The sequence below is a fragment of the Candidatus Dadabacteria bacterium genome, assembly GCA_026706695.1.
Taxonomy (GTDB): domain Bacteria; phylum Desulfobacterota_D; class UBA1144; order Nemesobacterales; family Nemesobacteraceae; genus Nemesobacter.
Genome location: JAPOYE010000028.1, coordinates 1 through 10,140 on the forward strand (window position 1 = coordinate 1; position 10,140 = coordinate 10,140).

Annotated in this window: 11 protein-coding genes; 4 read left to right on the forward strand and 7 right to left on the reverse strand. The window is 45.8% G+C overall.

Features of this window, described 5'->3' with window-relative positions:
• Positions 1-488: 488 nt before the first annotated feature.
• Complete coding sequence (locus OXG10_02335; protein ID MCY3826206.1) at positions 489-881, forward strand: hypothetical protein; 393 nt, start codon at positions 489-491, stop codon at positions 879-881.
• Between the two features lie 356 nt (positions 882-1,237).
• On the opposite strand, the gene OXG10_02340 is transcribed toward OXG10_02335, so the two are convergent.
• The gene (locus OXG10_02340; GenBank protein ID MCY3826207.1) at positions 1,238-1,600 is read right to left on the reverse strand and encodes a cobalamin biosynthesis protein CbiX; all 363 of its coding nucleotides are present in this window, start codon (positions 1,598-1,600) and stop codon (positions 1,238-1,240) included.
• Positions 1,601-1,603: 3 nt separating this feature from the next.
• The gene (locus OXG10_02345) at positions 1,604-2,752 is read right to left on the reverse strand and encodes a M20/M25/M40 family metallo-hydrolase (protein ID MCY3826208.1); all 1,149 of its coding nucleotides are present in this window, start codon (positions 2,750-2,752) and stop codon (positions 1,604-1,606) included.
• A 167-nt stretch (positions 2,753-2,919) separates the two neighbouring features.
• Between OXG10_02345 and OXG10_02350 the strand changes: the two genes are divergently transcribed.
• Together OXG10_02350 and OXG10_02355 are read left to right on the forward strand one after the other, a co-directional pair.
• Positions 2,920-4,389: a leucyl aminopeptidase gene (locus OXG10_02350; GenBank protein ID MCY3826209.1), complete on the forward strand. Its 1,470-nt coding sequence runs from the start codon at positions 2,920-2,922 to the stop codon at positions 4,387-4,389.
• Between the two features lie 150 nt (positions 4,390-4,539).
• Complete coding sequence (locus tag OXG10_02355) at positions 4,540-5,172, forward strand: glutathione S-transferase family protein (protein ID MCY3826210.1); 633 nt, start codon at positions 4,540-4,542, stop codon at positions 5,170-5,172.
• Between the two features lie 47 nt (positions 5,173-5,219).
• Here the strand turns inward: OXG10_02355 and OXG10_02360 are convergent, their stop codons facing one another.
• Together OXG10_02360 and OXG10_02365 are read right to left on the reverse strand one after the other, a co-directional pair.
• Positions 5,220-6,140 carry a branched-chain amino acid transaminase gene (locus OXG10_02360; protein MCY3826211.1) on the reverse strand — a complete coding sequence of 307 codons (921 nt, stop codon included), beginning with the start codon at positions 6,138-6,140 and terminating at the stop codon, positions 5,220-5,222.
• Positions 6,141-6,329: 189 nt separating this feature from the next.
• Positions 6,330-6,710, reverse strand: coding sequence for a hypothetical protein (locus OXG10_02365; protein MCY3826212.1), 381 nt, complete (start codon positions 6,708-6,710; stop codon positions 6,330-6,332).
• Positions 6,711-6,897: 187 nt separating this feature from the next.
• On the opposite strand from OXG10_02365, the gene OXG10_02370 reads away from it, so the two are divergent.
• On the forward strand, positions 6,898-7,332 hold the full coding sequence (locus OXG10_02370) for an EamA family transporter (GenBank protein ID MCY3826213.1): 435 nt from the start codon (positions 6,898-6,900) through the stop codon (positions 7,330-7,332).
• Between the two features lie 5 nt (positions 7,333-7,337).
• On the opposite strand, the gene OXG10_02375 is transcribed toward OXG10_02370, so the two are convergent.
• The 3 genes from OXG10_02375 to lpdA are packed head-to-tail and all read right to left on the reverse strand — an operon-like array spanning position 7,338 to position 9,827.
• The gene (locus OXG10_02375; protein MCY3826214.1) at positions 7,338-7,655 is read right to left on the reverse strand and encodes a tetratricopeptide repeat protein; all 318 of its coding nucleotides are present in this window, start codon (positions 7,653-7,655) and stop codon (positions 7,338-7,340) included.
• 31 nt (positions 7,656-7,686) lie between these two features.
• A complete protein-coding gene (gene lipB / locus OXG10_02380; GenBank protein ID MCY3826215.1) occupies positions 7,687-8,364 on the reverse strand; it encodes a lipoyl(octanoyl) transferase LipB in 678 nt (225 codons plus the stop codon).
• Positions 8,365-8,396: 32 nt separating this feature from the next.
• Positions 8,397-9,827 (reverse strand): dihydrolipoyl dehydrogenase, encoded by a 1,431-nt coding sequence (gene lpdA / locus OXG10_02385; protein MCY3826216.1) that lies wholly within the window; start codon positions 9,825-9,827, stop codon positions 8,397-8,399.
• Between the last annotated feature and the right edge of the window lie 313 nt (positions 9,828-10,140).

The following is a 10,140-nucleotide window of genomic DNA, read 5'->3' on the forward strand; positions in this document are numbered from 1 at the left end:
GGCATTGTTTTGTATCCACACCCACGGCCCCCCTGTAATTTGACGGGGGGGGGGGTGAGCGGATATTCTTTGTTATTGTTTGAAGTTTAACTGGAATACGAGGGTATTTTTAGAAATGCCCTAAAGAACATACCGGCTTTTCTACTATAGGTCATGTTTTCAAAGGCTAGGTGTGAACAGTAAAGAGCCTAATGCTCTTGACATGAAGACGGATTCACTTCTGACTGTTTCCTACAAATTCTTTTACTCTTAACAGTTGGATTTGGTATAGAATTTGATTTTACTCATTCTTATGGATAATGTTGCATTTACAGTCTGAGTGCTTTATGTGAGTTAGTCTGAATAAGGCACTGAAGATGCAATAAATGACTCCCATATGTTTGAAATCATCAAGACTTTGATGTGATTTAATTCCCTATAAATTGAACCGTTCTCGCTGGGAGCAGAAACATCTTGAGTATTGGTTTCTTGACAAGGAAGATCGGAACTTGCTCTGGGATAAAGATAGTGGACAACACCAGTATATTGTTAGTGTCGATGTCAAGCGGGAAGATTTAATTGAGCGAGTCACGGAATTGAAGAAAGCCATTAGCGATGGAGTCCCCCATACATTGGAATCGGATAATTTTAAAGTCTTTGCTGACTCCAGACATCTTTATGAACCACTGATATACATCGGTGAAAAAGTAGACTATATCAAAGTTAAACCCGTGGCGCTCAATGAAGGAGAAAAGCATTTTGTCGAGAGTTTAACCAAGTATGCGCAACAGCATGAGCATTTTTTTAGAGACAAGGAAATGTATCTGCTTCGCAACCAAAGCAGAGGTATAGGTTTTGGTTTTTTCAATGAAGGGGGATTCTACCCCGATTTCATATTGTAGATCTTGTGGAAAGGCCGGCAGTACATCAGCTTTGTTGATCCGCATGGGATTCTCCATTCAAGTATGGAGGGCCCCAAACTGAATTTCTACCGAAAGATTTAAAGAGATAGAAAAAAATCTCCGTCAGTATGATGATCATATAACACTTAATTCTTTTATTATTTCTACTACTCCCTACAACTCATCTTGGTGGGGATCAGATTACGATATCAAGGAATTTCATGACCGCAACGGCTTTTTTCAGAAAGAAGACCGTGATAGCTACGTAAGAGAAGTCATCGATAGATCATTGAGACAATGAGTAAGGGTGAATTAGATTTTGGAATATCCCTATTTTATCAGATTTTATACAGGGATTACCCAAGCGATCTTTCGAATATGACTTCTATTATCTTGTCATGAAGTCCCAGTGGTTCTGTTACCCTGTAGCTTACTTGCGGAAAATCTTGCGCTGCCTCGGCTACCATCCTGGGTATATCGGATTTTGAATGTCTTCCCGGTACGAGAAAGTACGGGTGGACTGTTATGTCGCTCGCGCCGGCCGCTACGCATTTGCGAAAAGCCTCCTTTATTGACGGTTCGCAGAGTTCCATGTGGCAGTGCTCAACCATATCAAACGGTGAGTCTTGGTAGGCTCTTGCCTTGTCGGCTACGTCTTCGAGAAGGGCGTTTGCTTCTTCTACAGTGCTTCCGTGATCAACCAGAATTAGAGCCTTCATCGCTCAGTTGCTTTCCGAATGGAGTTTTATGGTTTCAAGGACTATCTCCGCCGATCTGCGGAATTCATCGATCAGAAGATATTCGTTTACAGTGTGGAGCTCGTACATCCCCGTTCCAAGGTTTACGCATTCGATTCCCTTCTCGTTTATGAAGTTTGCGTCGCATCCTCCGCCGCTTGTGTGGAGTTCTATGTCGTGGTCCAGGTTCGCAGCGGCTTCAAGTACAAGATTAGTCACGGTTGCCTGCGGAGAGACGTTCATTACGGGATACACGCGTTCTATCTCGACCTCCGCACGTGCGCCGAGTCGTTCCCCGTCTAGGAAAAGTTCCCTGCTTTGGGCCGCTTCCAGAAAGCAGTCGTGCATGTGCTGTGTCTGTGCGTCAAGTTTCCCTTCATCGTGGCTTCGAGCCTCGGCCTTCACCTCAACAAGACCGGGAACTATGTTTATCGCGGATCCTCCCTTTACCTTTCCTATGTTTGCTGTTGTTTCGTGGTCTATTCTTCCGAGTTTCATTCTCGAGATCGCATCACTTAATATTTCTAGGGCGCTTATCCCGTTCTCGGGGCAAAGCCCCGAATGTGCTTCAACGCCGTGTATTTTTACATCCATTATATCCGAGCACGGACACCTGAGGACGAGTCTCTCTGGTGTGCTGCTGTCAAGAACTATTCCGTATGGGCTTTTAAAGCTTGAAGGGTCAAGGAATTTTGCTCCGAGGAGACCTATTTCCTCGCATATAGTAAATGCGACCTCTATATCCCCGTGGGGAATGTTGTTTTCCTTGAGCGCTCGAAGTACTTCAACTATTATGGATACGCCGCTTTTATCGTCGCTTCCTAGTATCGTTGTACCATCGCTTCTCATTACACCGTCTTCCACTCTTGGTTTTATTCCCTCTCCGGGACTTACGGTGTCCATGTGAGAGCAGAGAAAAAACGGCGGGACGTCTTTTTTCGTTCCGGGAAGTTTTACTATCAGGTTGCCAATGTTTCCCTCAACCTTGTCTCCTGCATCGTCGTAGAAACAATCAGCGCCTAGGTCCCTCATTTCTTCCTCAAGTCTTAGGGCTACATCTTTTTCCTTCTTTGATGGGCTGTCTATCTGTATGATATCCATCAGATGACGGGTCATTCTTTCTTCTTGAATCATGGGTGATTTTCTCTTTTTAGTTGGATTAGACGGTTAAATCATATTTGAAAAACCCCCATATTAAAAGATTCTTTTTGTTTTACCGGGTGTTGGTAGTGTAGAATTACCTTCTTGTTAACCATCTGTATTTGGGCTGTATTTTTAAATCTGGATTGAATGGTGAAGAAATGGAGTTTTTTCTGATAAAGGATAATATCGCCGACGTCGAGTCGGATTCAGTTGTTTTTTTCTGTTATGAGGGGCAGAGGCTTCCAGCTGCCGCTAGAAAAATCGATAGTAAACTCGGAGGATTCCTTTCAGACAAAGTGAAGTCGTCTGATTTTAAAGGTGCTTTCGGAAAAACGGTTGTAGTTGATACCCCGGGCGATTTCAATACGAAAACAGTCGTTCTCCTTGGGCTTGGGAAAAAAGAAAATTTCGGGGCACTTGAGGCTTTTCGCGCCGCAAATATTGCGGTTGCAAGAACCGGCCAGCATTCCCGCACCGTCTCCGTTGATTTTTCCAACGTGGATAGGGAGTTTCTTAAGGTTTTTCTCGAGGGCATGGCTTGCGGGACCTATGAATACGGGAAGTTTAAATCTTCCGGAAGAAGGAAGAACCGGATAGAGGAAGTGTGTATAGCGTCAAGGAGGATTTCGGCCAATTATTTCAGCGGTGAGGCCGCATATGCCAGCGCTGTTTCAAGTAGCGTAGCTTTTTCAAGGGATCTTGTTAACGATCCTCCGAATATCCTTACCCCCTCGATTCTCGCAGAACATGCTCTTTCGATTTCCGAAGGATCAGAACATATCAATTGCAAGGTCCTTGATAGGGATGAGATAAGACAAATGGGAATGGGAGGACTCTCAGCGGTTTCCTTTGGAAGTAGTGAGCCCCCGAGGTTCATACACCTTTCCTACTCACCTCCCGTAAAATCCCGCAAAAAAGTTGCTATCGTGGGCAAGGGTATAACTTTTGATTCGGGAGGTCTGTGCCTTAAGCCCGCAGACAGCATGAGAACGATGAAAATGGATATGTCGGGTGCGGCGGTAGTACTAGGGACCATGAAAGCGCTCGGGGAACTGACTCCCAGCGTTAACGTTCACGGAATTGTCCCGGCCACCGAAAATATGACCGGCGCTTCTGCCTACAAACCGGATGATGTGGTAACAGCTCTTAACGGAAAGACAATAGAGATTATAAACACCGACGCAGAGGGCAGGGTGGCGCTTTCGGATGCACTCAGTTACGCAGTCCGCCTTGGAGTTTCCGAGATAGTAGACCTCGCAACCCTTACCGGTGCCTGCATAGTTGGGCTCGGCCTCCATAACGCCGGGGTTATGGGAAATAACGCGAATCTCGTGAAATCGATTTTAGGTTCCGCGGACGATGTCGGCGAGAAGATGTGGGAACTTCCTCTTGATGCGGAGCTAAGAGAGGAAATAAGAAGTCGCGTGGCAGACGTTAAGAATGTAGGAAGCAGGTGGGGTGGGGCGATAACCGCGGCGCTTTTCCTCGAAAATTTCGTTTCGGATGTTCCTTGGGTCCATATAGATATAGCCGGCCCCTCATACGTGGAGAAATCCTCGGAGTGGTATCAGTACGGGGCAACCGGGTTCGGGGTGAGAACCATAGTTAACTACCTTATGAAAAGGTAGGTTCCTTGCCGATCGCTCTTTTCCTGAAAAAAAGAGGATCCGGGGGGCGTAATCAGGCATCTTGCTTCCTCTTATAGTCTGCTTCTTGCCCCCAATGATTTGTCGTGCTAGCCTACCTTCCTCCACCCTGAATGTACCGGAGGAACACCTATGTTAACCCTTTACGATGACCCGATTTCCGGCAATGGCTATAAGGTCCGATGGATCCTTCGGCTTACTGGCAAGGCTTTTCGAGTAGTCAACCTAGATATATTGAATGGTGAGACCCGAACCCCAGAATTCCTGGCGATCAACCCGAATGGAAAAATCCCGACCTTGGTGTTTGAAGATGGTCGTGTGCTTACAGAATCAAACGCAATCCTGTTCCATTTTGCCGAAGGAACCGACTATTTGCCGTCCGAACCCTTCAAGCGAGCTCAGGTTCTACAATGGTTGTTCTGGGAGCAATACAGCCATGAGCCAAACATCGCTACTTCACGTTTTTTGCGCCAGCATCGCGAGTTGACAGACGACGTGCTGGCTATGCTGGAAGCCAAAAAGGCACCGGGTGAAGCCGCACTGGCTCTTATGGAAAACCATCTGACTTCTCATATTTTTCTAGTTGCCGAGAGTTTCTCGATTGCTGATATTGCGCTCTACGCATACACTCATGTGGCTGAGGAAGGTGGATTTGCTTTAGATGGATATCCTGCAATTCGAGCTTGGGTTAAGCGCGTTGAGAATGTTCCTGGATTCATATCCATGAGCGAGGCAAGCAAACCCTTTGATGAAGCGGCGGTTTAGACGATAGACCGCTAGGTTAAAACATAGTTTTTGTTTGGGAAACCGGTTCAAGGGATGTAATCAAGCCAGTGGCTAAATTTCTCATCCTCTCCTTTTATCACGGCGAAATACCTTTCTTGGAGTCTTTTTGTTATTTCTCCAGGTTTTCCGGAACCTATTTTCTTGCCGTCAACTTCTTTTATAGGCGTTACTTCGGCGGCGGTGCCAGTGAAAAAGGCTTCATCCGCGATGTATAGCTCGTCTCTTGTGAAACGCTGCTCCTTTACCGAAAGACCTTCGTCGTCGGCGAGATCCAGAACGCATTTTCTAGTTATTCCTTCCAGTATAGAAGTTAGAGGAGGAGTTTTGAGAATCCCGTTTCTAACGATGAAGATGTTTTCCCCGCTTCCTTCGGCCACGTAACCTTCTGAGTCAAGCAGTATTGCCTCATCGAAACCGAGGTCGGCGGCTTCCTGGCGTGCCATTACTGAATTCACATAATTTCCGCATATCTTGGCCTTGGTCATAAAGGAGTTAACGTGCATTCTCGTATAGGATGATATCTTTACCCTGATTCCGTTAGCAATCGCGTCATCTCCCAGATATGTCCCCCATGGCCATACGGCTATCGCCACGGTTACGGCGTTATCTCCGGGAAGTATTCCTTTTTTCCCCGGTCCGATAAAAGCTATTGGCCTGATGTAAGCTTCATCGAGTCCGTTTTCACGCAGAAGGTCCGTTATTGCATCGCAAAGGGTCTGCATGTCATATGGAATTTCTATGCCGGCCACGTGCGCCGAGGTATAAAGCCTTTCCATGTGTTCGGTGAGTTTTAGGATTGCCGACTTTCCGTTAGAGCATTTATAAGCTCTTATGCCTTCAAAGACGCCTAGGCCGTAGTGCAGAGTGTGGGTAAGTACGTGCACGTTTGCCTCATCCCAAGGCACTGTTTCTCCGTTAAACCATATTTTGGATTGATCGGCTGACATAAGTTGCTACCACGGTATTGGGGAAAAAACTTTGGAAACATTATTATTATTCCCCTTTTCATTGTCAAGCTAGGTTCATGATTGGGGTTTGGTTACAGATGTGATATGAATTTCCGCGGATTTTTGCGTGAGTACGAGTCGCTACCACTTACACTAGAAGAATATTTTCAGGGCTGGAGATCTGTGTTTTTACTTCGACTCTAGATGTTCTTCAATTATCTCGCTCATTTCCCGAAAGAATTTCGATCTTGGAATAACGAGATCCACTCCCTTTTCCCTGAATTTGCTGGCAAGCTCCCGTTCCACGTGTGGCAGATATCCTATACAGAAGGTTCCTTGATGTTCTGGAAAGCTCTTAAGCTTGGTGAAGATATCTTCGGCATCAATTCTCTTTGAGGCGAGATCAACAATTACGAGGTCAACTGTTTTTCCTCCTATCTTGTCTCGAAACTCATCATGGTTCTTTACCTTTATCATAACAATACCAAGGTGTTTGGTCGCGCTTTCAATCTTTGACGAGAAGAACATGTCGTCAGCTACTAGGCAGACTGTTTTTTGTGGAGTTTCCATTATCTCGGAACAAAGATTCCTGCTTCGCCTGAATCCTACAAGTTCTAGACGGATGTAAAAGACAGATAGTTTCCTCTACAGCTGAGTTTAGATTCTGAAAAATATTTAGGAAACTGCTAATATATGTGAAAAAACCAAAAAAGTTTTGCGGCCTGATGGGAGTTCTGTTGCATTTAAGGAGGATAAAATGAAGGCTACTTTTATTGCTTTTCTTGTGGCTATGATATTCGGGATTAACCCGATTTTTGAAAAACTGAGTCTGAAAGATGCTTCTCCGCTTTCGGTAATCACCATAAGATTTGTTTTCACTTCGTTGTGTCTGGTGTGTTTAGTGTTGGCTACGGGCAGGTTTGCACAGGTCATTGCTGTCGACGGCCGGACGCTTTTCTGGATACTTCTTTCGGGACTAATCGGAGGATTGATCGGTCTTTTTCTCTATTTCACGGCTCTTCAGATGGCCGATACCTCAAAAATTGTTGCGATAGTGGCTACTTTTCCCATGTTTACAGCCATCTACGCTTATCTTTTTCTGGGAGAAAGTCCAGGACCCATGAGGATTACGGGAATTGCTTTTATAGTTATCGGTTCTATCCTGATTGAGTGGAATCTGCTTGCGGACTGAAGTGCCTAGATATCCAAGGATTCTAGGTAATCGCGGAACTCTTCAGCCATGTCTGGATGTCCGTGTCTTGATGCCGCCTGGATGCCCTTTTCATAGGCATCCTTTGCCTGGTCTGGCATCCCAAGTTCAGTGTAGCAATGGCCAAGTATTCTGTAAGCGGCCCCTTCGTCGTCTTTAAGTTTTAGGTAGGTGTTAATTGTTTCTATGGTCTCCTCGTAACGATTGAGCTTGAAATATTCATTTGCAAGACTGTAGTAAACAAGGGGGCTTGCGGGGTTTTTCTCAAGTAACTTCTTAAATCTCTGAATTCTTTCTTCTGACATTTTTAACTAGCAATTCCGATCTTGAGAATCTTTAGTCTATCTCTTTCTCGTCTCTCAGCATGAAGTCTTCGAAACCGAAAACACCCATGAAGTTCTTTATAACGGATTGTGTGACGTCATCCATTTTAACTTCCTCTTCGTCTCCAAGCCAGTTTCCGATAGAGGTTATTCTCACGTCTGTTATTCCGCACGAGAGTATCAGCTCGAAATAATCGAGATTAGTGCTGACGTTAAGAGCAAACCCATGGTATGTCACCCATTTCCTGATGGCTATCCCTATGGAGGCTATCTTGTTTCTTTTTACCCAGACTCCCGTGACCCCGTCTATTCTTCTGCCCTCGATTTCAAAGTCGCCGAGCGTCCTGATGATTACTTCCTCAATACTTCTCAGGTGCTTTCGAATGTCCATCTCGTGGTTTTTGAGATTCAGTATGGGGTAGCCCACGATCTGTCCGGGCCCGTGAAAGGTTATGTCTCCGCCCCTTGATGCGTGTACGAAGGAGATTCCGTGTTTTTTAAGATACTCCTCTCTTACAAGCAGGTTCTCAGTGTTCCCCTTTCTTCCAGTGGTGATCGTCGGCGGGTGTTCAAGCAGAATAAGGGAATCCTGTATTTCTTCCGCGATTCTTTTGGCGAGAAGATTCTCTTGATATTCAAGTGCCTTTTCGTAGGGAACAGTCCCGAGTTCGTATATATCTAGGGTGCTCATTGGAGCAGTGACCAAGTGTTCTGTCCTGTACCTCAGAAGTTCCTTACTCTTCCAAGCGCGTCAAGGGCTGCTTCCATTACGGCTTCAGAGAGTGTGGGGTGAGCGTGCTGGGTAGTGGCTATTTCATAAGGTGTCGTCTCTAAGGTTTTCGCCACTCCGATTTCCGCAATCATCTCGGTTGCCCCGTGGCCTATTATGTGACTTCCGAGAAGTTCTTTTGTCCTCGAGTCGAAAATCATTTTTACAAAACCGTCTGTTTCTCCGACGGCGACCGCTTTTCCCACAGCCCTGAAAGGAAATTTTCCTATATCCACATCATACCCCTGGTCTCTTGCCTGTTTTTCCGTAAGGCCGATCATGGCAACTTCCGGCTGACAGTAAACGCATCCGGGAATTGAGTCATAATGGACTTTAGAGTTAAGGCCGTTCATTCTTTCAACAGCAACAACTCCCTCCTCTGAAGCCTTGTGCGCAAGCATGGGACCTCCGATTACGTCCCCGATCGCGTAGATATTGGCGCAGGTAGTCATGTAGTTTTCATCTGTCTTTATAAATCCTCTTTCATCAAGTTCTACTCCCACATCTTCAAGGCCCATGCTGTCGCCCGTGCCATAGAAGGCAAAAGAGGTCGGCGCCGCATTCGCTATGGCTTTTCTTCCAACTGACACAAGCACCATGTCGGCCTTAAGAGTGCTCTGTTCACCTGAAACCGTGCTCTCCACTGTCATGGTTGCGGAACCCGAGGTTTTCTTAAGGGATTTGTACACAGTTTCGTTTAGGATAGTCATTCCCTGCTTCGTGAATATCTTCTTCGCCTCTTTCGCTACTTCTTCGTCAGCTCCCGGCAGGACCTGTTTTTCCATTTCCACTATGGTCACCTTGCTGCCAAAAGAGTTGTAGACATAGGCAAATTCCATTCCTATGTATCCTCCGCCTATTATCACGACAGAGCGGGGAACCTCTGGGTGCATTATCGCTTCGTCGCTTGTCATCACAACTTTTCCGTCAACCTTAAGCCCGGGAAGTGTCCTGGGGACAGAACCCGTGGCGAGAAGTATCCGTTCACTTTCTATATCCTGTGATTCTTTTCCGATAACGGAAATTCCATGTTTTGAGGTGAGTCTTCCCGTGCCGTTTATAAGGGTGATCTTGTTTTTCTTGAAAAGTCCCTCCACACCTTTGTTAAGAGAGGTTGAGGCTTTCCTGCTGCTTTTTATTACTTCCGAGTAGTCAAAGGATAATCCCTTGTGAGTGATTCCGTAACGTTTCGAGTCAAGAAAGTGCGAGTACATCTCTGCACACTTGAGAATTGCTTTTGAAGGTATACATCCCCAGTTAAGGCATACGCCACCTGGTTTGTCTCGCTCGATAACGGCGACTTTCATCCCCATCTGCGCGGCTCTTATCGCCGATATGTATCCCCCGGGGCCGGATCCTATAACTGTGAGGTCAAATTTCTCCATTTCGGGGTAAGTATATTTGTAATCGGCGCATCGTCAAAGGTTGTTTCAGCTTGAAATAAGAACATTGTCCTGCAATTTGCGTGAATTACCGGAGTTGTCTTCCGGTAATTCTGCTTAATTAGCGGAATTAGTTAATTTGACATTACATACGGGTAGTTTGACAGGCACAGAGTTTACTCCACGGCTTTTTCACGCTAGTTGCAGGCGGTAATTTTATTTAAAGTTTTGGGGAAGTTAAAACGGGGCTCTGGCTTTTTCCCATGTTTACGGGTATAACCCCTAAGCATGGATACCAAATCACCACACAATCACC

Excerpts from the sequence above, each read along its gene's own strand:
- OXG10_02340 (MCY3826207.1), bottom strand. The coding sequence starts at position 1,600 with ATGAAGGCTCTAATTCTGGTTGATCACGGAAGCACTGTAGAAGAAGCA.
- OXG10_02345 (MCY3826208.1), bottom strand. The coding sequence starts at position 2,752 with ATGATTCAAGAAGAAAGAATGACCCGTCATCTGATGGATATCATACAG.
- OXG10_02350 (MCY3826209.1), top strand. The coding sequence starts at position 2,920 with ATGGAGTTTTTTCTGATAAAGGATAATATCGCCGACGTCGAGTCGGAT.
- OXG10_02355 (MCY3826210.1), top strand. The coding sequence starts at position 4,540 with ATGTTAACCCTTTACGATGACCCGATTTCCGGCAATGGCTATAAGGTC.
- OXG10_02360 (MCY3826211.1), bottom strand. The coding sequence starts at position 6,140 with ATGTCAGCCGATCAATCCAAAATATGGTTTAACGGAGAAACAGTGCCT.
- OXG10_02365 (MCY3826212.1), bottom strand. The coding sequence starts at position 6,710 with ATGGAAACTCCACAAAAAACAGTCTGCCTAGTAGCTGACGACATGTTC.
- OXG10_02370 (MCY3826213.1), top strand. The coding sequence starts at position 6,898 with ATGAAGGCTACTTTTATTGCTTTTCTTGTGGCTATGATATTCGGGATT.
- OXG10_02375 (MCY3826214.1), bottom strand. The coding sequence starts at position 7,655 with ATGTCAGAAGAAAGAATTCAGAGATTTAAGAAGTTACTTGAGAAAAAC.
- lipB (MCY3826215.1), bottom strand. The coding sequence starts at position 8,364 with ATGAGCACCCTAGATATATACGAACTCGGGACTGTTCCCTACGAAAAG.
- lpdA (MCY3826216.1), bottom strand. The coding sequence starts at position 9,827 with ATGGAGAAATTTGACCTCACAGTTATAGGATCCGGCCCCGGGGGATAC.